The sequence below is a fragment of the Geodermatophilus sp. SYSU D00698 genome (assembly GCF_054050335.1).
The window spans coordinates 15,060-38,884 of sequence record NZ_JBJGZD010000026.1 but is presented as its reverse complement, the minus strand read 5'-3'; the positions used below and the strand labels follow the sequence as shown (position 1 = coordinate 38,884).

At 74.1% G+C, this 23,825-nt stretch carries 15 protein-coding genes; 6 read left to right on the top strand and 9 right to left on the bottom strand.

Annotation, left to right across the window (positions count from 1 at the left end; all coding sequences use genetic code 11):
* Positions 1–102: 102 nt before the first annotated feature.
* Positions 103–1,224, bottom strand: coding sequence for an L-cysteine desulfhydrase Cds1 (cds1, locus tag ACI8AB_RS19585; RefSeq protein ID WP_456951490.1), 1,122 nt, complete (start codon positions 1,222–1,224; stop codon positions 103–105).
* A gap of 217 nt (positions 1,225–1,441) precedes the next feature.
* On the opposite strand from cds1, the gene ACI8AB_RS19580 reads away from it, so the two are divergent.
* The gene (locus ACI8AB_RS19580; protein ID WP_456951489.1) at positions 1,442–3,508 is read left to right on the top strand and encodes a protein kinase domain-containing protein; all 2,067 of its coding nucleotides are present in this window, start codon (positions 1,442–1,444) and stop codon (positions 3,506–3,508) included.
* Here the strand turns inward: ACI8AB_RS19580 and ACI8AB_RS19575 are convergent.
* From ACI8AB_RS19575 to ACI8AB_RS19550, 6 genes are all read right to left on the bottom strand, one after another.
* On the bottom strand, positions 3,490–4,608 hold the full coding sequence (locus ACI8AB_RS19575; RefSeq protein ID WP_456951488.1) for an ABC transporter ATP-binding protein: 1,119 nt from the start codon (positions 4,606–4,608) through the stop codon (positions 3,490–3,492). The two genes, ACI8AB_RS19580 and ACI8AB_RS19575, sit on opposite strands and share 19 nt — an antisense overlap.
* Positions 4,605–5,498 (bottom strand): ABC transporter permease subunit, encoded by an 894-nt coding sequence (locus tag ACI8AB_RS19570; RefSeq protein ID WP_456951487.1) that lies wholly within the window; start codon positions 5,496–5,498, stop codon positions 4,605–4,607. The genes ACI8AB_RS19575 and ACI8AB_RS19570 overlap by 4 nt, the downstream gene beginning before the upstream one ends.
* Positions 5,495–6,418, bottom strand: a complete 924-nt coding sequence (locus tag ACI8AB_RS19565; RefSeq protein WP_456951486.1) for an ABC transporter permease — start codon at positions 6,416–6,418, stop codon at positions 5,495–5,497. Before ACI8AB_RS19565 ends, ACI8AB_RS19570 begins: the two co-directional genes overlap by 4 nt.
* The gene (locus ACI8AB_RS19560) at positions 6,394–7,545 is read right to left on the bottom strand and encodes an ABC transporter substrate-binding protein (protein WP_456951485.1); all 1,152 of its coding nucleotides are present in this window, start codon (positions 7,543–7,545) and stop codon (positions 6,394–6,396) included. The genes ACI8AB_RS19565 and ACI8AB_RS19560 overlap by 25 nt, the downstream gene beginning before the upstream one ends.
* A 141-nt stretch (positions 7,546–7,686) precedes the next feature.
* Positions 7,687–8,472 carry an enoyl-CoA hydratase/isomerase family protein gene (locus tag ACI8AB_RS19555; protein WP_456951484.1) on the bottom strand — a complete coding sequence of 262 codons (786 nt, stop codon included), beginning with the start codon at positions 8,470–8,472 and terminating at the stop codon, positions 7,687–7,689.
* 56 nt (positions 8,473–8,528) lie between these two features.
* Entirely contained in the window at positions 8,529–9,341 is an 813-nt protein-coding gene (locus tag ACI8AB_RS19550) for an ABC transporter ATP-binding protein (protein ID WP_456951483.1), read from the bottom strand.
* A 64-nt stretch (positions 9,342–9,405) separates the two neighbouring features.
* Between ACI8AB_RS19550 and glgX the strand changes: the two genes are divergently transcribed.
* Complete coding sequence (glgX, locus tag ACI8AB_RS19545; protein ID WP_456951482.1) at positions 9,406–11,559, top strand: glycogen debranching protein GlgX; 2,154 nt, start codon at positions 9,406–9,408, stop codon at positions 11,557–11,559.
* 133 nt (positions 11,560–11,692) lie between these two features.
* Here glgX and ACI8AB_RS19540 read toward each other — a convergent pair whose 3' ends face one another.
* Together ACI8AB_RS19540 and glgP are read right to left on the bottom strand one after the other, a co-directional pair.
* A complete protein-coding gene (locus tag ACI8AB_RS19540) occupies positions 11,693–12,691 on the bottom strand; it encodes an FHA domain-containing protein (protein WP_456951481.1) in 999 nt (332 codons plus the stop codon).
* A gap of 99 nt (positions 12,692–12,790) precedes the next feature.
* Positions 12,791–15,340, bottom strand: coding sequence for an alpha-glucan family phosphorylase (gene glgP, locus ACI8AB_RS19535; protein WP_456951480.1), 2,550 nt, complete (start codon positions 15,338–15,340; stop codon positions 12,791–12,793).
* Between the two features lie 131 nt (positions 15,341–15,471).
* Between glgP and ACI8AB_RS19530 the strand changes: the two genes are divergently transcribed.
* The 4 genes from ACI8AB_RS19530 (at position 15,472) to glgB (ending at position 23,817) form a co-directional block, all read left to right on the top strand.
* Positions 15,472–17,499, top strand: coding sequence for an alpha-1,4-glucan--maltose-1-phosphate maltosyltransferase (locus ACI8AB_RS19530; protein ID WP_456951479.1), 2,028 nt, complete (start codon positions 15,472–15,474; stop codon positions 17,497–17,499).
* A gap of 40 nt (positions 17,500–17,539) precedes the next feature.
* On the top strand, positions 17,540–19,390 hold the full coding sequence (treS, locus tag ACI8AB_RS19525) for a maltose alpha-D-glucosyltransferase (RefSeq protein WP_456951478.1): 1,851 nt from the start codon (positions 17,540–17,542) through the stop codon (positions 19,388–19,390).
* A 13-nt stretch (positions 19,391–19,403) separates the two neighbouring features.
* Positions 19,404–20,792, top strand: a complete 1,389-nt coding sequence (locus ACI8AB_RS19520; protein ID WP_456951477.1) for a maltokinase N-terminal cap-like domain-containing protein — start codon at positions 19,404–19,406, stop codon at positions 20,790–20,792.
* Between the two features lie 94 nt (positions 20,793–20,886).
* Positions 20,887–23,817, top strand: a complete 2,931-nt coding sequence (glgB, locus tag ACI8AB_RS19515; protein ID WP_456951476.1) for a 1,4-alpha-glucan branching protein GlgB — start codon at positions 20,887–20,889, stop codon at positions 23,815–23,817.
* Positions 23,818–23,825: the final 8 nt, after the last annotated feature.

The following is a 23,825-nucleotide window of genomic DNA, read 5'->3' as shown; positions in this document are numbered from 1 at the left end:
CGCAGTCGGTCATGGGGGACGCGGGCCACGGCCCGCCTGGCTCCGATAGTGGAGGTTACTGCGGGGTAACGGAGCGGCGGACCGGGGTGCCGGTGAGCCCGGTCACGCCGTCCAGCGGCCGGTGGCGGTGAACTCCTCGAGGACCGCCCGGTGGGGCGCGAGGTCCAGTCCGTGCTCGGCCACCCAGACGTCGGAGTGGTAGGTGTGCGCGTACCGCTCGCCGCCGTCGCAGAGCAGGGTGACCACGCTGCCGGCCCGCCCCTCGGCGACCATCTCCGCGACCAGCCGGAAGGCGCCCCACAGGTTGGTGCCGGTCGAGCCGCCGGCCAGCCGCCCGGTCACCCGCTCCAGGTGCCGCACCGCCGCCAGCGACGCGGCGTCGGGGACGCGGATCATCCGGTCGACCACCGACGGCAGGAACGACGGCTCGACCCGCGGTCGGCCGATCCCCTCGATCCGCGAGGGCATCCCCGTCGTCCAGGCCGGCTCCTCCTCCACCCAGCCGGGGAAGAACGCCGAGTTCTCCGGGTCGACGACGGCCAGCCGGGTGGGGTGCCGGCGGTAGCGCAGGTAGCGGCCGAAGGTCGCGCTCGTGCCGCCCGTGCCCGCCCCGACGACGACCCACTCCGGCACCGGGTGGCGCTCCAGGGCCATCTGCTCGAACACCGACTCGGCGATGGTGTTGTTGCCGCGCCAGTCGGTGGCCCGCTCGGCGTTGCTGAACTGGTCCAGGTAGTGCCCGCCGCACTCGGCGGCCAGCCGGCGCGCCTCGTCGTAGACGTCGGGGGCGTGGTCGACGAAGTGGCAGCGGCCGCCGGCGAACTCGATGAGCGCGACCTTCTCCTGGCTGGTCGAGGCGGGCATGACCGCGACGAAGGGCAGGCCCAGCATCCGGGCGAAGTAGGCCTCGCTGACCGCCGTCGACCCGCTGGAGGCCTCGACGACGGTGCTGCCCTCGGTGATCCAGCCCGAGCACAGCGCGTGCAGGAACAGCGAGCGGGCCAGCCGGTGCTTGAGGCTGCCGGTCGGGTGGGTCGACTCGTCCTTGAGGTAGAGGTCGACGCCCCACTCCGGCGGCAGCGGGTAGACGAGCAGGTGGGTGTCGGCGCTGCGCACCGCGTCGGCCTCGACGACGGCGATCGCCCGCTCCACCCACGCCCGCCCGGCGGGGTCGGACCGGTCGACGTCGGTGACCCCGTCCTCGGGGCTGGGGCGCTCGCTCACCCGGCCATCCTCGTGCACGGCCCCGGCGACCTGCGGCGACACCGGCGCGGCGCCGGGCACCCTGTGTCGTGGCACCGTCGCCGTCCGGCGGGACGCGGCGGTCCGCACGAGGACCTGCGAGCCGATCCGGTCCGCGCGCCGCCGGCCGGTCCCTACCCTCCCGACGCCCGCGCCACCGATCGGCCACGTCCCGGACCGGCCGCCGAGGGAGCCGACCATGCCCCGTCAGTTCGGCCGCTACCTGCTCGAGGAGATGATCGGCGCGGGTGGCATGGGCGAGGTGTGGCGGGCGCGCGACACGCGCTTCGACCGGCTCGTCGCGCTCAAGCTCCTGCCCGAGGCGCTCAACCGGGACACGGAGTTCGCCGCCCGGTTCCGCCGGGAGTCGTACGTCGCGGCGCGGCTGCGCGAGCCGCACGTCGTCCCGATCCACGACTTCGGCGAGATCGACGGACGGCTGTACCTCGACATGCGCCTGGTCGACGGGCGCGACCTCGGCCGCCTCCTGGAGGACGGGCCGATCCCGCCGCAGCGCGCGCTGTCCCTGCTCGGCCAGGTCGCCGACGCCCTCGAGGCCGCGCACGCCGACGGGCTGGTCCACCGCGACGTGAAGCCCAGCAACGTGCTGGTGACGCCGACCGACTTCGTCTACGTCGTCGACTTCGGCATCGCCCGGTCGGTCGGCAGCACCCGCACCTCGCTGACGATCACCGGCGCCACCGTCGGGACGCTGGACTACATGGCGCCCGAGCGCTTCACCGACCAGCCCATCGACGGGCGGGTGGACGTCTACTCGCTGGCCTGCGTCCTCGCCCAGACCCTCACCGCCCGCAAGCCCTTCGGCGGGGAGGACCTGCCGGCGCTGCTCTACGCCCACCTCTACGCCGACCCCCCGCGGCCCAGCGAGGTCGTCCCCACCCTCCCGCGGGCGCTCGACGACGTGGTCGCGCGCGGGATGGCCAAGCGGCCCGAGGAGCGGTACGCCACGCCGGGCGAGCTGGTCCGCGCGGCCCGGGAGGCCCTCGCGGAGCCGCCGGTGCCGGTCGTGCCGCCCACGGCCCCCCGGCAGGCGGCGACGGCCGCCGCTCCCCCGCCTCCCCCGCCGCCCGCCGCGCCGACGGTCCTCGGGGTCCGGTCCGGGGACGGGCGGCACAGCTCGGTGCGGCCCCTGGCGCCGGCCGGCCGGCCGCCGCACCGGGGCCGCCGCGCCGCCCTGGTCGCCGGCCTGGTGCTCCTGCTCGCCGTCGGGGGGCTCGCCTGGTGGCTGTGGCCGCGGGGGCAGGACGCCGACGGGACGGCGGGGGCCGCGGAGAGCACGACGCCGTCCCCGCAGGACACCGCCCCGCCGCCGAGCCCGCCGCCGCCGGCCAGCCTCGCCGTCCCCACCCGGCTCGGGGAGCCGATCGAGGTCCCGCCGACCCCGGGCTTCCTCGCCGTGGCCCCCAACGGCCGCTATGCCTACACCGCCCACCGGGCGGAGGGGGTGGTCAGCGTCCTGGACACGAACTCGCTGGAGGTCGTCTCCCGGATACCCATCCCGGCCGGGCCGCCGCAGTTCGTCACGTTCTCCCCCGACGGCGGCCGCGCCTACGTGACGGTGACCGACGCGGACCACACCGAGAACTCCGTGGCCTTCGTCGACACCGCCACCAACGAGGTGGTCCGCACCGTGGAGGTGGGCCTGCGCCCCTTCGCGCCGGCGACCTCGCCCGACGGCCGGCTGCTGTACATCCCGCTGCACGACGAGGGCCGGGTCGAGGTGCTCGACACGGAGAGCGGCGACGAGGTCGCCTCCTACGACGTCGCGCCCAACCCGCACTGGATCGCCGTCTCCGCCGACGGCACGCGCGCCTACACCGCCAACCACGAGTCCGACGTGCTGTCGGTGCTCGACCTCACCGACGGCGGGCGGGTGCTGCAGGAGATCCCGGCCGGCGACTCGCCGCACAGCGTGGCCGTCTCCCCCGACGGGAGCCGGGTCGCGGTGGTGGCCTACGACAGCAGCGAGGTCCACCTGGTCGACACCGCCACCGGCGCGGCGGTCAGCGGCCCCGTGGGGCTGCAGCCGCAGGACGTCAGCTGGGCGGCGGACGGCCGGCGCCTCTACACCGCGGACGTCGACGGCGACACCATGTCGGTGGTCGACGCCCGGACCCTGCAGGTGACCGCCAGCGTGCCGACCGGGGACGGCCCGACCAGCGTCGCCGTCTCCCCCGACGGCCTGCGGGCCTACGTCACCAACCTCAACGACGCGACGGTGGTCGTCTACGAGCTGACCGCCTGAGGGTCGGCGCCCGCGGGCTCGACCAGCGCGGGGCGCTCGGCCGGGGTGACGGTGACCGCCGTCCCGGGCGTGAGGCCCTGGCTCCCGGCGCTGGGGACGTCCGCCTGCACCTCGACCCCGTCGGGCAGCGCGACCGCCAGGCGGGTGGTGGCGCCGGAGAACGTGCGGGTGACCACCCGGCCCACCCCGCGCGGGTCCTCGACGACCTCCAGCGCCTCGGGCCGCACCAGCGCGAACGCGGGCCCGGACGACGGGGCGGCGCCGAGCACCTCGCGGCGCACGCCGAGGAACTCGACGTCGCCGTCGCCGAGGACGGCCGGGATGCGGTTCATGGTGCCGACGAAGCCGGCCACGAACGCCGTCGCCGGGCGCTCGTAGAGGTCGTCGGGGGTGGCCACCTGCTCCAGCCGGCCGTCGCGCATGACGCCGACCCGGTCGGCGACCGACAGCGCCTCGGACTGGTCGTGGGTGACGAACACGGTGGTGATGCCCAGCTCGAGCTGGATGCGGCGGATCTCCTCGCGCAGCTGCACGCGCACCTGGGCGTCGAGCGCCGACAGCGGCTCGTCCAGCAGCAGCACCTGCGGCGCCACGGCCAGCGCGCGGGCCAGCGCCACCCGCTGCTGCTGGCCGCCGGAGAGCTGGTGCGGGTAGCGCTGCCCGCGGTCGGCGAGCCCGACCAGCTCCAGCAGCTCCGCGGCCCGCCCGGCGCGCTCCTCCCTGCCCCGGCGGCGCACCCGCAGCCCGAAGGCGACGTTCTCGGCCACGGTCATGTTCGGGAAGAGGCTGTAGGCCTGGAACACCATCCCGACGTCGCGCTTCGACGGCGGGATGCCGGTGACGTCGCGGCGGTCGAACCAGACCCGGCCGGCGTCGGGCACCTCGAAGCCGGCGATCGCGCGCAGCGCCGTCGTCTTGCCGCAGCCCGAGGGCCCCAGCAGGGCGAGGAACTCCCCGCCCGCGACGTCCAGGTCCAGCCCGTCGAGCGCGAGCACCGGGCCGTAGCGGCGGGTCAGCCCCTCCAGGCGGACGCCGACCGGCGCCTGCTCGCGCAGGTCGGCGGGCGCGGCGGCCCGGGGGGCTGCGGGGACGGCGGTCATGCGGGGTCCTCCTCGCGGCGCCGGCGGTCCAGCGCGGAGATGAGCAGCAGCAGCACCCAGGTCAGCAGCAGCGAGAGCACCGAGACCGCCACCGACAGCCGCGGCTGCGAGCCGGAGATGCGCACGATCCAGGTGGGGAAGGTCTCGAAGCCGAGGATGTTGGCGACGGTGAACTCGCCCAGCACCAGCGCCAGGGTGAGGAAGGCGGCGTTGAGCACCGACGTGCGCAGCACCGGCAGGACGACCGAGGCCATCACCCGCGGCCACGAGGCACCGAGCACCCGCGCGGCCTCGGTGAGCGTGCGCAGCTGGGCGCCGCGGACGCCGGCGTCGAGCGCCCGGTAGACGAACGGCAGCGCCAGCACGACGTAGACGAGCACCAGGATCCACGGCAGCGCCGGCTCCTGGAGCGCGAAGAACGCCTCGGCGAGCGGGGTGCCGTAGAAGTGGTCGGGCGCCCAGGCCAGCACGCTGCGCACGCCGACCACCAGCGCGATCGGCGGCAGCAGCAGCGGCACGAGGGTGAGGAACTCGACCAGCGGGCGCAGCCGCGGCAGCCGCAGCTCCACGAGCACCACGGTGGGCACCACGAGCAGCAGCGCGATCCCGACGGTGAGCACCCCGAGCAGCAGCGAGCGGCCGAAGTTCTCGGCGAACCCCTCGGCGCCGGGGATGCTCGTGTAGGCGTCGGCGGTGACCCCGTCGCGGCCCCGGACGGTGAACCACAGCGAGGCGCCCAGCGGCACCAGGAAGTACAGGCCGAGGACGGCGAACACCGCCCACCGCCACCGGCCGCGGCCCCGCCGGGCGGGCCGGACCGGGGTCTCCGGCTCGACACCGCCGGCCCCGGTGACGCCCGCGGTGGAGACGCCGGCCGTCGTCGCGCTCACGCCAGCCACCGCGACGTGCGCCGCTGCACCCAGGTGTAGAAGGCCATCACCAGCCCGACGAGGACGACCATCCCCAGGGCCAGCGCCTTGCCGAGGTTCTCCGCGCCGACGACGACGTTGCTCGACAGCGAGTCGGCGATCTGCAGCGTCACCAGCGGCAGGCTCGAGCCGACCAGCGCCTTGGCCGTGGCGTAGGCGGCGAACGCGGAGGCGAACAGCAGCATCGTGGCGCCGAGCACCGGCGGGAGGAGGACGGGCCCGCCGACGTGGCGCCAGTACTGCCAGCGGCTGGCGCCGAGGACGTCGGAGGCCTCGCGCCACTGCGGCCGCAGCGCCTCGACCGCCGGGACGATGGTCAGCACCATCAGCGGCACGAGGAAGTACAGGTAGACCAGCGCGAGGCCGGCCATCGAGTACAGCGAGAAGCCGTCGAGGCCGAGGGTGTCGGTCAGCAGGGCGGTGACCACACCGGCGTTGCCGATGGTGGCGAGGAACGCGAACGCCAGCGGGACGCCGCCGAAGTTGGCCAGCACGCCCGAGGCGGTGAGCACCAGCCGCCGCAGCAGCCGGCCGCGCCGGGTGCCGACGACGGCGAAGGCGAGCGCCAGGCCGAGCACCGCGCCCAGCACCGCGGTGACCGCCGACAGCTGCAGGCTGCCGAGGTAGGCGCGGGCGTAGGCGCCGCCGGTGACCGTGCCGAGGTTCGCCGTCGACCAGCTCTCCTCGAAGGTGACCGGGTCGGTGGCGCGGAACGCCTCCACCGCCAGCACGCCCACCGGCAGCAGCAGGAAGACCGCGACGTAGAGCAGGAACGGCAGGACGCCCAGCGCGGGCAGCAGCCCGCCGCGCCGGCGTCCGCTGCGGGACGCCGGCGCGGCGGGGGCGGGTGCGGTGCTCAGCCCGACATCTCCTGGTTCCACCGGGTGGCGACCACCTGCTGGGCGGCGCTCTCCTGCTCCTGGGTCGGGAAGTCCGCGGTGCCCTCGACCGGCGGCAGCGCGGCCAGCGCCTCGGCGTCGGCGGTCCCGGCCTCCTCCATCACCGGCAGCCGGACCGGCCGCGCACCGCCGGCCAGGTACAGGTTCTGGCCGCGGTCGCTGTAGAGGAACTCCTGCCACAGCCGCGCGGCGGCCGGGTGCGGGGCGTAGGCGCTGATCGCCTGGCTGTAGTAGCTGCCGAACAGCCCGTCGGAGGGGACGGCGACCTGCCACTCGACGCCCTGCTCGGCGAGGGTCCCGGTCAGGGCGGCGTTGTTGTAGTCCCAGTCGATGGCCAGCGGGGTCTCCCCGCTCTGGATCGTCGCCGGGGTGATCTCGACCGGGTTCCAGTTGCCGGCGTCCTTGACCTGGACGAAGAAGTCGATGCCCGGGCCGATGTCGTCCAGGCTGCCGCCGTTGGCCAGCGACGCCGCCCAGACCCCGGAGAAGGCCGCCGCGGCCTGGGTCGGGTTGCCGTTGAGCGCCACCTGGCCGGCGTACTGCGGGTCGAGCAGCTGGGCGAAGGTGGTCGGGCACTCGGCGATCACCGTGGCGTTGCAGCCGATGGAGATGTAGCCGCCGTAGTCGTTGTACCAGTACCCCTCGGGGTCCTTCTGGCCCTCGGGGATGTCGTCCCAGGTCTCCACCTGGTAGGGCGCGAGCAGGTCCTGCGCCTGCGCCTGGCGGGCGAAGGCGGTGCCCAGGTCGAGGACGTCGGGCGCGCGGTCCTGGCCGCGCTGGCTCTCGACGGCGTTGATCTCGTCCTGGCTGGACCCGTCGGGCGAGGCGCTGTTGACGGTGATCCCGTACTCCTCCTCGAAGGCGGAGATGATCTCGCCGTAGTTCGCCCAGTCCGGCGGCAGCGCGATCACGTTGAGCTCACCCTCCGCCTGGGCCGCCTCGACGAGGGCGTCCATGCCGCCGAGGTCCTCGGCCGAGCGCGCGGTGGCCGCGTCCGATCCGCCGCCCCCGCCTCCCGAGCCGCCGTCGTCGCCGCCGCCGCACGCGGTCAGCACGAGGGTCGCGGCCGCCACGACGGTCGCGGTCCTCAGGGTGGGGGTGGATCGCACGGGTCCTCCTCGGGAGCTGTCGGACTGCCCTCCGGGCCCGGCGGGACGCCGTCCGGGGGCTCGACGGATGGTGGCAGAACCGGACCGTCCGGAGGGCCGGTTCCGGTGACGGTCCGGGGAACGTTCGGGAGACGCCGGGGGTCAGCGCCCGGTGAAGGTCGCCTTGCCGGGCCCGCTCTCGAGGAAGGAGCGCATCCCGGTCTTCTGGTCCTCGGTGTCGAACAGCCCGGCGAACAGCCGGCTCTCCAGGGCCAGGCCCCGCTCCAGCGGCCCGTCGAGCCCCTCGTCGATCGCCTGCTTGGCCGCGGCCAGCGCCAGCGGCGGCCCGGCGGCGAACTTCCGCGCCATGGCGACGGCGGTGTCGTACACCTCGGCGTCCGGGACGACGGCGTCGGCCAGGCCCATCTCCAGCGCCTCCTCGGCGCCGACGTGCCGACCGGTGAAGACGAGGTCCTTGGCCTTGGCGGGGCCGACCAGGCGGGCCAGCCGCTGGGTGCCGCCGGCGCCGGGGATGACGCCGAGCAGGATCTCGGGCTGGCCGACCTTCGCGCCGGCGCCCATGACCCGGAAGTCGGCGCACAGCGCGAGCTCGTACCCGCCGCCGAGGGCGTAGCCGGTGATGGCGGCGATGACCGGCTTGGGGATGCGGGCGACCGTGGCGAAGCTGTGCGTGAGCTCGCGGCCCCAGGCCACCATCGTGGAGCCGGTCAGCTGCGACATCGCCTTGATGTCGGCGCCGGCGGCGAACACCCGCTCCCCGCCGTAGATCACGACGGCGCGCACGTCGGCCCGCTCGGTCGCCTCGATCGCCGCGGTCCGCACCTCGGTGTGCAGCTGCTCGTCGATCGCGTTCATCTTGGGCCGGTCGAGGCGGATCGTGCCCACCCCGTCCTCCACCGACAGGGTCACGAACTCGGGCGCTGCCATGCACGGCCTCCAGGGGGGACGACGTCGTCGCCCGGACCCTAACCAGCGGGCCGTGGTCAGCCCCGGCGACGGGCGGTGAAGCGGCCGTCGGAGCGCTCGAGCGCCAGCGGCAGGCCGAACGTCTCCGACAGCAGCTCGGCGGTGATCACCTGCTCCAGCGGGCCCGACGCGACCACCGCCCCCTGGCGCAGCAGCAGCGCGTGCGTGTAGCCCGGCGGGATCTCCTCGACGTGGTGGGTGACCAGCACCTGCGCCGGGGCGTAGAGGTAGGTGGCGAGGTCCGACAGCCGGCTCACCAGGTCCTCGCGGCCGCCGAGGTCCAGGCCCGCGCCGGGCTCGTCGAGCAGCAGCAGCTCCGGGTCGGGCATCAGCGCGCGGGCGATCTGCACCCGCTTGCGCTCCCCCTCGCTGAGGGTGCCGAAGGGCCGGTGCGCGATCCGCTGCACGCCCCACTGCTGCATGAGCGTCGCGGCGCGGGTGAGGTCGTGGATGTCGTAGCGCTCCCGCGCGCGGCCGACGATCGCGTACCCGGCGGACAGGACGACGTCGCCGGTGCGCTCCCCCGACTCGATCCGCTGCGCCAGTGCCGCGCTGGTCAGGCCGATCCGCGGGCGCAGTTCGAAGACGTCGACCGCGCCCATCGTCTCGCCGAGCAGCCGCACCTCACCGCGCGTGGGGTGCATGTGCGCCCCGGCCAGCTGCAGCAGCGTCGTCTTGCCCGCGCCGTTCGGGCCGAGCACCACCCAGCGCTGCTCGGGCCGGACGGTCCAGTCCACCCCCCGCAGCAGGTGCGACTGCCCGCGGACGACGTCCACGCCGCTCATCTCGACGACCGGTTCTGCTCCGCCGGCGGCGGGACTGCTCGACACGACCCCATCCAACCAACCCGCCCGCCTGCACCCGGGGAGGTGGCGGTCTTGGCAGGATCACCCGGTGAGGACCACCAGCGAGGACGTCGAGGTCTGGCCGGGCTCCCCCGCTCCCCTGGGCGCGCACTGGGACGGCACCGGCACGAACTTCGCGCTGTGGTCGGCCGGCGCCACCGCCGTCGACCTGTGCCTGTTCGACGACGGCGGCTTCGAGCACCGGCACCGGCTGCAGGAGACCACCCACCAGGTCTGGCACGGGCGGCTGCCCGGCATCGGCCCCGGCCAGCGCTACGGCTACCGGGTGCACGGGCCCTGGGACCCCGGCGCCGGCCACCGGTGGAACCCGGAGAAGCTGCTGCTGGACCCCTACGCCCGCGCCGTCGACGGCGACCTCTCGCTGCACCCCGCGCTGTTCGCCTACCGCGCCGACGGCCCGGACACCGGCCCGGCCGACCCGCGGGACTCCGCGCCGTACGTGCCGCGCGGCGTCGTCGTCCACGACTCCTTCCCCTGGGACGGCGACCGGCGGCCGGCCACCTCGTGGTCGGACACCGTCGTCTACGAGCTGCACGTCAAGGGCGCGACCATGCGCCACCCCGGCGTGCCGCCGGCGCTGCGCGGCACCTACGCGGGGCTGGCGCACCCGGCGTTCGTCGAGCACCTGGTGTCGCTGGGCGTCACCGCCGTCGAACTGCTGCCGGTGCACCACTTCGTCAGCGAGCCGCACCTGCTGCGCCGCGGGCTGACCAACTACTGGGGCTACAACACCCTCGGCTACTTCGCCCCGCACGCCGCCTACAGCTCGGCCGGGTCCGGCGGGGCGCAGGTGACCGAGTTCAAGGCGATGGTGAAGGCGCTGCACGCGGCCGGCATCGAGGTGGTCCTCGACGTCGTCTACAACCACACCGCCGAGGGCGACCACACCGGGCCGTCGCTGTCGCTCAAGGGCATCGACAACCCCGGCTACTACCGGCTCAACGGCGAGAACCGGGCCCGCTACACCGACTACACCGGCTGCGGGAACACCCTCGACGTCCGCCGGCCGCAGGTGCTGGCGATGCTCATGGACTCCCTGCGGTACTGGGTCACCGAGATGCACGTCGACGGCTTCCGGTTCGACCTCGCCGCCGCGCTGGCCCGGTCCTTCCACGACGTCGACCGGCTGTCGGCGTTCTTCGACGTCGTCCACCAGGACCCGGTGGTCAGCCAGGTGAAGCTCATCGCCGAGCCGTGGGACGTCGGCGAGGGCGGCTACCAGGTGGGCAACTTCCCGCCGCTGTGGACCGAGTGGAACGGCCGCTACCGCGACACCGTGCGCGACGTCTGGGCCGGCTCGCACGTCGGCGTCCGCGACCTGGCCTACCGGCTGACCGGCTCCTCGGACCTCTACCGCTCCGACGGCCGCCGCCCGTTCGCCAGCGTCAACTTCGTCACCGCCCACGACGGGTTCACCCTCACCGACCTGGTCACCTACGAGCGCAAGCGCAACGAGGCCAACGGCGAGGACAACCGGGACGGCGAGAGCCACAACCGCAACTGGAACTGCGGCGTCGAGGGGCCCAGCGACGACCCGGAGGTGCAGGCGCTGCGCGGGCGCCAGGTCCGCAACCTGCTGACGACGCTGCTGCTGTCGACCGGCGTGCCGATGCTCACCGCCGGCGACGAGCTCGGCCGCACCCAGGGTGGCAACAACAACGCCTACTGCCAGGACAACGAGGTGTCCTGGATCGACTGGGACGCCGTCGACGGGGACCTGCTCGCCTTCGTCCGCCGGCTGGTGCGGCTGCGCCACGACGCGCCGGTGCTGCGCCAGGAGGCCTTCTTCGAGGGCCACGAGATCCCGGGCACCGGCGGCACCCGCGACCTGGCCTGGTTCGCGCCCGGCGGCGGGCAGCTGACCACCGCGGACTGGTTCGACACCGGCCTGCAGACGGTCGGCATGTACCTCGACGGCCGCGGCATCCGGCACCGCGACGAGCGCGGCCGCCCGGTCGTCGACGACTCCTACCTCGTGCAGCTGCACGCCGGGCCGGAGCCGGTGACGGTGCAGCTGCCGGGGGCGCCGTGGTCCGACGGCTACGAGCTCGTGCTGAGCACCGAGTACCCGACCGGGGCGCCGCCGCGGCCGGCCGTCGTCGCGCCGGGACCGATCGAGGTGCCGCCGCGCACCGTCTGGCTGCTGCGCGTCCTGCGCCGCCCGCACGATCAGGTGAGCTGATCGTGCGGCGTCCCGGCTCACCGTCGACGCCGAGCCAGGACGCGTTCCGGTGAGCCGGGACGCGTCGACGTGAGCCAGGAGACGCCGCGGGCCCGGTCCCCTCGGGGGACCGAGCCCGCGGGAGGCGGTGCGCCTAGTCCTGGGGCTGCTCGTAGGTGATGACCGTCCAGCCGAGCAGGAGGCGGTCACCGTCGGAGAGCGGGTGGGCGACGCCGGGCTCGAGCTGGGTCCACTCGGTGGCCTCGGGGCCGGCGACGTGGGTGCCGTTGAGCGAGCCGAGGTCGGTGAGGGTGACCTCGCGGCCGGAGCGCTGGATGGCCGCGTGCGCCGAGGAGAGCACGTTCTGCGTGTCGGCGATCGGCACCGGCCGGGCGTTGCCCGCGGTCACCAGCTCGTGGCTGTCGGGGCGGCGGCCGAGGACGAGGTCCTCGTCGACGGTGACGACCAGGCCGTCGTCGAAGCGGAGCACCGGCGCGGCGGCGGCGTCGGGCTTCCAGAACGCCGTCTCCTCGCCGCCGTCGTCGACGCGGGTGGAACCCTGCCCCGACGGTGAGGACCCGACCGCGGCGCCGTAGGACGGCGCGGCGGCGAAGCCGGCGTCCGAGCCCGCGCTGAACGACGACGCCGGCGTGTGGGTGGCCGGCGGGACGGCGGCCGGGGCGGAGGAGGCCGCCGCGAGCTGCAGCAGCGCGCCGGCGCCGGGGACCGCGCCCTCGACGAGGTCGTAGGCGACGCCCGGCGGCATCTGCGGCGTGGCCTGGCCCGGGCCGACGTAGAGCGTGGCGCCGAGCGGGAACCCGGCGGCCAGGCTGCACCCGTCGGCCGGCTGGCCGGAGACCGGGACACCGTCGACGGCCGGCTGGCCCTTGCCGGACCACAGCGCGACGCCGGTGCCGGTGCCGCCGCTGGTGTCGACGAGGACGAGCGCGAAGGAGGCCGAGCCGCCCCCGAGCGCGGGCACCTGGGCGGCGACCGCCGCGAGGACGCGGTCGGCGCCGGGGCCGGACACGCCGAGGCAGGCGTGCAGGGCGGCGACGAGGGCCGGCGAGCCGGGAGCGTCGACCCAGAGCAGTCCCCCGCCGCGACGGGCCACGAGGGCGTCTCCGGGCAGGACTTCACAGCGGTCGGGCATGCGCGCCAGCCTAGTGACCGCACGCCGCCGCGCGTGGTCCGGCCGCACCGCCACGCCACCCGTGGGGACGCTGCGACCGGCGTGACTGGTGGGTCGCCGCTACGCCGAACGCACCAGGCCCAGCTCCGCGGGGTCGGCCAGGTGCTCGGAGTGCGGCAGCACGCGCACCGTGTACCCGAACGCGCCGGTGCGCTCGAGCGGCAGGGTCGCGGTGAACCAGTGCCGCGAGCCCTCGGTGTGCTCGTGCCGCATCGGCACCGTCGTCACCTGGTGCAGGCCGTCGGCGTCGTCGACCCGCCCGTAGGCCGCCTGCACCTCGACGTCGGCCGGGGTGAGGTGCGGCAGCTCCACCTCCGCGCGCAGCGCCAGGGTCGAGCCGATCTCCGGGGTGTCGCCGGCGCCGGTGGCCTCGACGTGGGCGACCCGCACACCCGACCAGTTCTCCAGCAGGTGCGCCCGCCACTGCGCCTCGGCCCGCGCCGGCGCGTACCCGCCGTCGGCCATGGTCCGCGACGAGCCGGCGGCCGGCACGTACAGCCGCTCCACGTAGTCGCGCACCATCCGGGTGGCGAGCACCCTCGGGCCGGTCTCGCGCAGCGTGTGCCGGACCATCTCGACCCAGCGGGTGGGGATGCCGTCGCGGTCGGTCTCGTAGAACCGCGGCAGCACCTGGGTGGACAGCAGGTCGTAGATGGCCCGCGCCTCGACGTCGTCGCGCCGCTCGGGGTCGGTGACGCCGTCGGCGGTGGGGATCGCCCAGCCGTTCTGGCCGTCGAACCACTCGTCCCACCAGCCGTCGCGGATGGACAGGTTGAGCCCGCCGTTGAGCGCGGCCTTCATGCCCGAGGTGCCGCAGGCCTCCAGCGGCCGCAGCGGGTTGTTCAGCCAGACGTCGCAGCCCCAGTAGAGGTAGCGGGCCATCCCGATGTCGTAGCCGGGCAGGAACGCGATGCGGTGCCGGATCGCGGGGTCGTCGGCGAACTTCACCATCTGCTGGATCAGCTGCTTGCCGCCGTCGTCGGCCGGGTGGCTCTTGCCGGCGATGACCAGCTGGACCGGCCGCTCCCCGTCGAGCAGCAGGGCCCGGAGGCGGTCGGGGTCGCGCAGCATGAGGGTCAGCCGCTTGTAGGAGGGCACCCGGCGGGCGAAGCCGATGGTGAGGACGTCGGGGTCGAAGGCGGTGTCGGTCCAGCGCACCTCGGCCTCGGCCGCGCCACGCGAGCGCGCCGTCTCGCGCAGCCGGCGGCGCACCTCCTCGACCAGCCGGCCGCGCAGCATCCGGCGGGTGTTCCACAGCTCCAGCGCCGGGATCCGGTCGACGCCGTCGAACGACGCCGGCCCGGTGCCCTCGAACGGGTCGCCGTCGCTGGAGGTCTGGGTGCCCAGCTCCACCAGCTCCCGGGCGGTCCAGGTGGGCGCGTGCACGCCGTTGGTGATCGAGGTGATCGGGACGTCGGCCTCGTCGAAGCCCGGCCACAGCGGGTTGAACATGGACCGGCTGACGTGCCCGTGCAGCTCGCTGACGCCGTTGGCCCGCTGCCCCAGCCGCAGGCCCATGTGCGCCATGTTGAACTTCGTCGGGTCGTCCTCGGCACCGAGCGGGATGAGGTGCTCGAGCGGGACGCCGAACCCGGCGAAGTACCGCTCGATCAGCGCGCGCGGGAACCGGTCGATGCCGGCGGGCACCGGCGTGTGCGTGGTGAACACCGTGCCGGCGCGGACGGCCTGCAGCGCCTCGGGGAAGGTCAGCCCGTGCGACTCGGTGAGCTCGCGGATCCGCTCGATCCCCTGGAAGCCGGCGTGGCCCTCGTTGGCGTGGAACACCTCCGGCTGCGGGGTGCCGGTGAGCTGGCAGTAGGCGCGCAGCGCCCGGACGCCACCGATGCCGAGCAGCATCTCCTGGCGCAGCCGGTGGTCCTCGTCGCCGCCGTAGAGCCGGTCGGTGACCCCGCGCTCGGCCGGGGCGTTCTCCTCGATGTCGCTGTCGAGCAGCAGCAGCGACACCCGGCCCACCTGCGCCCGCCACACGTGCGCGTGCAGGGTGCGGCCCTCGGGCAGCGGGACGGCGATGACGACGGCGGCCCCGTCGGGCTGGCGCAGCAGCTTGACCGGCAGGCCGTGCGGGTCCAGCGACGGGTAGTGCTCCAGCTGCCAGCCGTCGGCCGACAGGCCCTGCTCGAAGTAGCCGGCCCGGTAGAGCAGGCCGACGCCGATCAGCGGCACGCCGAGGTCGGAGGCGGCCTTGAGGTGGTCGCCGGCGAGGATGCCCAGGCCGCCGGAGTACTGCGGCAGCACCTCGGTGATGCCGAACTCGGCGGAGAAGTAGGCGATGCTGCGCGGCGCCTCGGGGCCCAGCGACTGGTACCAGTGCTCGGAGGACAGGTAGTCGTCGAGGTCGTCGACGACGTCCTGGAGGCGGCGGAGGAACCGGCGGTCGGTCGACAGCGTGGCCAGCCGCTCGGCCGACACCTCGCCCAGGACCTTCACCGGGTCGTTGTTGCAGGTCCGCCAGAGTTCGGGGTCCAGCGCCTCGAACAGGTCGCGGGTCTCCGGGTGCCACGACCAGCGCAGGTTCATGACCAGCTGGGACAGCGGCATGAGGGCCTCGGGGAGGGCCGCCCGGACGGTGAACCTACGCAGAGCTCGCACGCGGGGAGCCTAGCCAGCGGGAGGCCTCCGGACAGGTCGGAGGCACCACACGACCGGGTGCCGGGCACCCGGTGGGGGACGTCTCGGCGGCCGAGGTGTGACCGGTGCCGGACCTGGATAGCGTGGCCGGGATGACTCGCCGCGCTGACCTCCGCCTCGGCATCACCGATGTCGCCCCCGTCGTGTCCTGCGGGTCGTTCTCGGCCCGCGCCGTGGTCGGCGAGCACCTGCCGGTCACCGCCACCGTCTTCCGGGAGGGCCACGACGCCGTCGCGGCCGACGTCGTCTGGACCGCTCCGGACGGCACCCGGGGTCCCCTCAACCGCATGCGCCGCTTCGGCGAGGAGCCCGACCGGTGGATCACCACCGTGGTGCCCGACCGGGAGGGACGCTGGACGTTCCGGGTCGAGGCGTGGAGCGACCCGCTGGCCACCTGGCACCACGCCGTCGAGGTGAAGATCGAGGCCGGCCAGGGCCCCGGGGAGCTGGCCAACGACCTCGAGGAGGGCGCCCGGCTGCTCGAGCGGGTCGCCGAGGGCGCCGACGACGAGTGGCGCGGCCGCCTCGGCGACGCCGTCGCGGCGCTGCGCGACACCTCCCGCACGCTGCCCGACCGGGTCGCGCCCGCGCTGGCCGCCGGGGTGCAGCGCTACCTCGACGAGCACCCGGTCCGCGAGCTGGTCACCCCGACGCCGGAGTACGAGGTCTGGGTCGACCGGCCGCGCGCGCTCTACGGCTCCTGGTACGAGTTCTTCCCCCGCTCCGAGGGCCCCGTCGTCGGCGGCGTCCCCGTGCACGGGACGTTCCAGACCGCGGGCGACCGGCTGCCGGCGGTCGCCGAGATGGGCTTCGACGTCGTCTACCTGCCGCCGGTCCACCCGATCGGCAAGGTCAACCGCAAGGGCCCGAACACGCCGCAGTTCCCCGGCGGCAACCCCCACGAGGTCGGCCCGGACGACGTCGGCTCGCCGTGGGCGATCGGCAGCGACGAGGGCGGCCACGACGCCGTCCACCCGCAGCTGGGCACGATGGAGGACTTCCGCGCCTTCGTCGCCCGCACCCGCGGCCTGGGCATGGAGGTGGCGCTGGACCTGGCGCTGCAGGCCGCGCCCGACCACCCGTGGGTCAAGGAGCACCCGGAGTGGTTCACCACCAAGCCCGACGGGACCATCGCCTACGCGGAGAACCCGCCGAAGAAGTACCAGGACATCTACCCGGTCAACTTCGACAACGACCCCGAGGGCATCTACGCCGAGGTGCTGCGGGTGGTGCGGGTCTGGATGGACGCCGGCGTGCGGATCTTCCGGGTGGACAACCCGCACACCAAGCCGCTGGACTTCTGGCACTGGCTGATCTGGAAGGTCAAGGAGACCGACCCGGACGTGCTCTTCCTCGCCGAGGCCTTCACGCGGCCGGCGATGATGCACCAGCTGGCGCGGATCGGGTTCACCCAGTCCTACACGTACTTCACGTGGCGGACCGCGCGCGGCGAGATCGAGGACTACGGCCGCGAGCTCGCCACCAACGCGCACTACATGCGGCCGAACTTCTTCGTGAACACCCCGGACATCCTGCACGCGAGCCTGCAGTACGGCGGCCCGCCGATGTTCAAGATCCGCGCGGTGCTCGCGTCGATGATGAGCCCGACCTGGGGCGTCTACTCCGGGTACGAGCTGTACGAGCACGTGGCGGTGCGGCCGGGCAGCGAGGAGTACCTCGACAGCGAGAAGTACCGGCTGCGCCCGCGTGACTGGGCCGGCGCCGAGGCGGCCGGCCGGAGCCTGGCGCCCTACCTGCGGAAGCTCAACGAGATCCGCCGCCGGCACCCGGCGCTGCAGCAGCTGCGGACGCTGCGGTTCCACCAGGTCGACAACCCGAACCTCATCTGCTTCAGCAAGACCGACCCGGCCTCGCAGGACGCCGTCCTCGTGGTCTGCGCCCTCGACAGCCAGAACCGGCAGATCGGGACGACGGCGCTGGACATGCCGGCCCTCGGGCTGGACTGGCACGAGCGCTTCGCCGTCACCGACGAGGTCACCGGCGCCCGCTACGACTGGGGTCAGTTCAACTACGTCGAGCTGGACCCCTACTGGGAGCCGGCGCACGTGTTCTCGGTCCACCTGCCCCGGCCGGTGACCTGGCCGCCGCCGGTCTCCTGACCCCTCCCCACCTCCTGACGAACGAGGGCTTCCCGCACCGATGACGCTCCCCGTGCCCGACTCCCCCGACGCGGGCTCCGCGCTGCCACCGCGGGGCAGCGACCCGCTCTGGTACAAGCGCGCCGTCTTCTACGAGGTGCTCGTCCGCGGCTTCGCCGACAGCAACGCCGACGGCGTGGGCGACCTCCGCGGCATGATCGACAAGCTCGACTACCTGCAGTGGCTCGGGGTCGACTGCCTCTGGCTGCCGCCGTTCTTCGCCTCGCCGCTGCGCGACGGCGGGTACGACGTCAGCGACTACACCGCGGTGCTGCCGGAGTTCGGCGACATCGACGACTTCCGGGACCTGCTGCACGCCGCCCACGCCCGCGGCATCCGCGTGATCATCGACTTCGTCATGAACCACACCTCGGACCAGCACCCCTGGTTCCAGGCCAGCCGCAGCGACCCCGAGGGCCCCTACGGCGACTTCTACGTGTGGGCCGACGACGACACCGGCTACGCCGACGCGCGGATCATCTTCGTCGACACCGAGTCGTCCAACTGGACGTTCGACCCGGTGCGCAAGCAGTACTTCTGGCACCGTTTCTTCTCGCACCAGCCGGACCTCAACTTCGAGAACCCGAAGGTGCAGGAGGCGATCATCGACGCCCTGCGCTTCTGGCTGGACCTGGGCATCGACGGCTTCCGGCTCGACGCCGTCCCCTACCTGTTCGAGGAGGAGGGGACCAACGGCGAGAACCTCCCCCGCACCCACGAGTTCCTCAAGCACGTGCGCAAGGTGGTCGACGCCGACTACCCCGACCGCGTGCTGCTGTGCGAGGCCAACCAGTGGCCGGCCGACGTCGTCGAGTACTTCGGCGAGGACGGCGACGAGTGCCAGATGGCCTTCCACTTCCCGGTGATGCCGCGCCTGTTCATGGCCGCCCGCCGGGAGCAGCGGTTCCCGATCTCGGAGATCATGGCCCAGACGCCGCCGATCCCCGACAACTGCCAGTGGGGCATCTTCCTGCGCAACCACGACGAGCTGACCCTCGAGATGGTCACCGACGAGGAGCGCGACTACATGTGGGCGGAGTACGCCAAGGACCCCCGCATGAAGGCCAACATCGGCATCCGCCGCCGGCTGGCGCCGCTGCTGGAGAACGACACCAACACCCTCGAGCTGTTCAACGCGCTGCTGCTGTCGCTGCCCGGCTCGCCGGTCCTGTACTACGGCGACGAGATCGGCATGGGCGACAACATCTGGCTCGGTGACCGCGACGGCGTCCGCACGCCGATGCAGTGGACGCCCGACCGCAACGGCGGCTTCTCCACCGCCGACCCGCAGCGGATGTACCTGCCGCTGAACCAGGACCCGGTCTACGGCTACCAGACCACCAACGTCGAGGCGCAGCTGCGCAACACCAACTCGATGCTGCAGTGGATCCGCCGGATGATCGCCGTCCGCAAGGAGCACCCCACCTTCGGCCTGGGCAGCTACGAGGAGGTCGGGTCGCGCAACCCCACGGTGCTGTCGTTCGTCCGCGAGTTCGGCGACGACGTGGTGCTGTGCGTCAACAACCTCTCCCGCTTCCCGCAGCCGGTGGAGCTGGACCTGCGCCGCTTCGAGGGCTACACGCCCATCGAGCTCACCGGCCGGGTCGAGTTCCCGCAGATCGGCGTGCTGCCCTACATGCTCACCCTGGCCGGGCACGGCTTCTACTGGTTCGAGCTGGCCAGGCCGGTGGAGCCGGTCGAGGAGCCGGCCGCGGAGCCGGAGGCCGCCACCAGCCCGGTCGCCGACTCGCTGCTGGCCGCCGGCCTGGTCAGCGAGGCCGAGGAGATCCCCGGCGACAGCGACACCAGGACCGGCGACGACGTCCCGCCCAGCACCGGAGGACCCCGATGAGCGGAGCACCCGAATGAGCAAGGCCCTGGCCGACGTCCTGCGCGAGTGGATGCCGCACCAGCGCTGGTTCGGTGGCAAGGGACGGGAGTGGGCCGACGTCACCGAGGAGGGCTTCTTCCTCTCGCGGTCCGAGCCGGTCCTGTCGGTCCACCGCGTGCGGGTGACCTACGCCGACGGCGCCGTCGAGACCTACCTGGTGCCGCTGTCGTGGCGGGCGCACCCGGAGGAGGAGCTGTCCTCGGCGCTGGTGGGCGCCGTCCCGGCCAGGGGCGCGGACGGCACCGACCGGGAGAACTACGCCTACGACGCGATGCGCGACCGCGACGCCACCCCGCCGTGGCTGGTGCACCTGGTGGCCGCCTCGACGGTGGGGCCGATGCACTTCCACCCCGCCGGCGTCGCGCCGATCCCCGAGGGCGTGCCCGGCGACGTCGTCTCGACCGAGCAGAGCAACACCTCGCTGGTCTACGGCCAGGACGCCATCTTCAAGCTGTTCCGCCGCCTCGAGCCCGGGCTCAACCCCGACGTCGAGATCGGCGAGGCGCTGCGCAAGACGGAGAACCCGCACATCGCGCCGCTGCTCGGCTACATCGAGATCGACGACCCCGACGGCGGCGAGCCGGCGACCGCGGCGATGCTGCAGACGTTCGTCCGCGGCGCCAGCGACGGGTGGCGGCTGGCCACCGCCAGCGTCCGCGACCTCTACGCGGAGGGCGACCTGCACGCCGACGAGGTCGGGGGCGACTTCGCCGCCGACAGCGAGCGGCTGGGCGCGGCGACCGCCTCGGTGCACGCCGACCTCGCCCGCGTCCTGGACACCGAGCCGGCCGACCGCGAGTGGTTCGCCGCCACCGCGCGGGCGATGACCGACCGGCTGGAGGCCGCGCTGCCCGTCGTCCCGCAGCTGGAGGAGCACCTCGAGGGCCTGCGCGCGGTGTACGCCGCGGTGGCCGACAGCCCGGAGCAGGTGGTGCGCCAGCGGGTGCACGGCGACTTCCACCTGGGCCAGGTGCTGCGGACGGCGACCGGCTGGGTGGTGCTCGACTTCGAGGGCGAGCCGGCCCGGCCGCTGGCCGAGCGGCGGCAGCTGGACAGCCCGCTGCGCGACGTGGCGGGCATGCTGCGCAGCTTCGACTACGCAGCCCGGCACATGCTCGTGGAGCAGCCCGACGACCCCCAGCGCGCCTACCGGGCGCAGGAGTGGGCCGAGCGCAACCGCGGCGCGTTCTGCGCGGGCTACTCGGCGGCCAGCGGCATCGACCCGTGCGGGGACTCGCCTCTCCTGCGGGCCTTCGAGGCGGACAAGGCGGTCTACGAGTGCGTCTACGAGGCGCGCAACCGGCCGAACTGGCTGATGATCCCGCTGCACTCGCTGTCCCGGCTCACCGCCGCGAGCACCTGAGTCCCCCGCCGGACGACACGCAGCAGACGACGACGCAACAGACGACGACGCAGCAGACGACGCAGCAGACGACGAAGAGGACGGCAACGCGACGATGACGACGAGCGACCCGACACCCGCGAGCGGGACGGCCGCCGAGACCGCTGACTCGCCGGCCACCAAGGAGCAGCTGCAGCGGGCGGTCGAGGAGATGACCGCGCAGGCCGAGACCGCCGAGGCCGAGCCGGTCGTGAACCCGACCCCGGCGCGCAAGCGGACGCCGGCCAAGAAGGCCGCCGCGAAGCAGGCCCCGGCCAAGAAGGCCGCCGCGAGGAAGGCCCCGGCTGCGGACGCGGCCACCGCCGCGGTGGCCGGCGGCGACGGCGCCGCCGAGCCCGCCGCGGCGAAGAAGGCCACGAAGCGGACCGCGAAGAAGGCCGCGCCGGCCGCCGACGGCGAGGCGCCGGTCAAGGCCACCCGCAAGCGGGCGCCGCGCAAGACGGCCGCGGAGAGCATCGCCGAGCCCACCGCCGAGGTGGTCGCCGAGCAGGGCGGCACCGCGGCGCCGGTGGTCGCGCCCGCGCCGATCGCCGAGCCCGGCTCCCCCACGGGCGCGCCCGCCGGGCAGCCGGAGCCGCCCTCGCCCGACCCGGCCGAGCCCTCGACGCCGCAGGCGCCCGAGGAGGAGTCGGCTGCTGTCGGCACCGCCGACGGGGGAAGGGCCACCCCAGCGCCCGCAGCCGGCGACGGTGGCGGCCTCACCAGCGGCGCCGGCGGCGGGGGCGAGCACGACGCCCCCGAGGAGGTCACCGACGAGGACCTGCGGGCGATCGTCGACGGCTGGTCCCGCGACCCGCACCGGGTGCTCGGCGCGCACGCCGCCGCCGAGGGCTGGGTGGTGCGCACGCTGCGGCCCGACGCGTCCGCGGTGGTCGTCGTCGACCAGGACGACTCCCGCTACGAGGCCCGGCGGATCCACGGCGGCGGGATCTACGAGGCCGCGCTGCCGCAGCAGCCCGGGGACTACCGGCTCGAGGTGACCTACGGCGGGGACACCTTCACCGTCGACGACCCCTACCGCTGGATGCCCACGCTCGGCGACCTCGACCAGTACCTGATCGGCGAGGGCCGGCACGAGCGGCTGTGGGAGGCGCTCGGCGCGCACGTGCGGCGCTACGAGACCCCGCGCGGCACCGTCGAGGGCGTCTCCTTCGCCGTCTGGGCGCCCAACGCGCAGGGCGTGAAGGTCACCGGCGACTTCGACTACTGGGAGGCCCGGGCCTACCCGATGCGCCAGCTCGGCGGCATCGGCGTCTGGGAGATCTACATCCCCGGCGTCCAGGCCGGCACCCGCTACCGCTTCCACGTCCTGGGCGCCGACGGCGTCTGGCGGGAGAAGTCCGACCCGATGGCGTTCGCCACCGAGGTGCCGCCGGCCAACGCCTCCGTCGTCGTCGAGTCCTCCCACGAGTGGAACGACGACGCGTGGCTGGCCGAGCGCGAGCGCGGCAACTGGCACGAGCGGCCGATGAGCGTCTACGAGGTGCACCTGGGCTCCTGGCGGCAGGGCCTGTCCTACCGCCAGCTGGCCGAGGAGCTCGTCGACTACGCCGTCGCCGCCGGGTTCACCCACCTGGAGTTCCTGCCGGTCGCCGAGCACCCGTTCGGCGGCTCGTGGGGCTACCAGGTCACCAGCTACTACGCCCCGACGTCGCGGTTCGGCAGCCCCGACGACTTCCGGTACCTCGTCGACCGGGCGCACCAGGCCGGCCTCGGCGTCATCGTCGACTGGGTGCCGGCGCACTTCCCCAAGGACGCCTGGGCGCTGGGCCGGTTCGACGGCACCGCGCTCTACGAGCACGACGACCCGCGCCGCGGCGAGCAGCCGGACTGGGGCACGTTCGTCTTCAACTTCGGCCGCACCGAGGTGCGCAACTTCCTGGTCGCCAACGCGCTGTTCTGGGCCCAGGAGTTCCACGTCGACGGGCTGCGGGTCGACGCCGTCGCCTCGATGCTCTACCTGGACTACTCGCGCAAGGACGGCGAGTGGATCCCCAACGCGTACGGCGGGCGGGAGAACCTCGAGGCGGTGTCGTTCCTGCAGGAGGTCAACGCCACCGTCTACCGCGAGGTGCCGGGCGTGGTGACCATCGCCGAGGAGTCGACCGCCTGGCCCGGGGTCACCCGGCCCACCTACCTCGGCGGCCTGGGCTTCGGCTTCAAGTGGAACATGGGCTGGATGCACGACTCGCTGGCCTACGTCCAGCGCCAGCCGGTGCACCGCAGCTACCACCACAACCAGCTGACGTTCTCGATGATGTACGCCTACTCCGAGAACTACGTGCTGCCGATCAGCCACGACGAGGTCGTGTACGGCAAGGGCTCGCTGCTGCGGAAGATGCCGGGCGACCGGTGGCAGCAGCTGGCCGGCGTGCGCGGCTACCTCGCCTACATGTGGGCCCACCCCGGCAAGCAGCTGCTGTTCATGGGCTCGGAGTTCGCCCAGGACGGCGAGTGGGCCGAGAGCCGCTCGCTGGACTGGTGGCACCTCGACGACCCCGCGCACCGCGGCGTCCTGCAGCTGGTCACCGACCTCAACGCCCGGTACCGGGAGACCGAGGCGCTGTGGTCGCTCGACGTCGACCCGGCCGGCTTCCAGTGGATCGACGCCAACGACGCGTCGGGCAACGTCATCACCTTCCTGCGCTACGGCCGGCCGAAGGTGGCCGACGTCCCGACGCCGACCGAGGCGGCCGAGAGCGGCACCGACGCCGCGGTGGTCGAGGGCGGCGGGCAGACGCCCGGCCAGGTGCTCGCCGTCGTCTGCAACTTCTCCGGCGCCCCGCACCACGGCTACCGGATCGGCCTGCCGCGCGGCGGGCGCTGGCGCGAGGTGCTCAACACCGACGCCGAGGGCTACGGCGGCTCCGGGGTCGGCAACTACGGCGGGGTCGACGCGGTCGAGGAGCCCTGGCACGGCCAGCCGTTCTCGGCCACCGTCTCCGCGCCGCCGCTGGGCACCCTCTGGCTGCTGCACGAGGGCTGATCCCGGCC

Bases quoted from the DNA above. Each gene is read 5' to 3' on its own strand.
- ACI8AB_RS19580 (WP_456951489.1), top strand. From the start codon at position 1,442: ATGCCCCGTCAGTTCGGCCGCTACCTGCTCGAGGAGATGATCGGCGCG.
- ACI8AB_RS19575 (WP_456951488.1), bottom strand. From the start codon at position 4,608: ATGACCGCCGTCCCCGCAGCCCCCCGGGCCGCCGCGCCCGCCGACCTG.
- ACI8AB_RS19555 (WP_456951484.1), bottom strand. From the start codon at position 8,472: ATGGCAGCGCCCGAGTTCGTGACCCTGTCGGTGGAGGACGGGGTGGGC.
- ACI8AB_RS19540 (WP_456951481.1), bottom strand. From the start codon at position 12,691: ATGCCCGACCGCTGTGAAGTCCTGCCCGGAGACGCCCTCGTGGCCCGT.
- ACI8AB_RS19530 (WP_456951479.1), top strand. From the start codon at position 15,472: ATGACTCGCCGCGCTGACCTCCGCCTCGGCATCACCGATGTCGCCCCC.
- treS (WP_456951478.1), top strand. From the start codon at position 17,540: ATGACGCTCCCCGTGCCCGACTCCCCCGACGCGGGCTCCGCGCTGCCA.
- ACI8AB_RS19520 (WP_456951477.1), top strand. From the start codon at position 19,404: ATGAGCAAGGCCCTGGCCGACGTCCTGCGCGAGTGGATGCCGCACCAG.
- glgB (WP_456951476.1), top strand. From the start codon at position 20,887: ATGACGACGAGCGACCCGACACCCGCGAGCGGGACGGCCGCCGAGACC.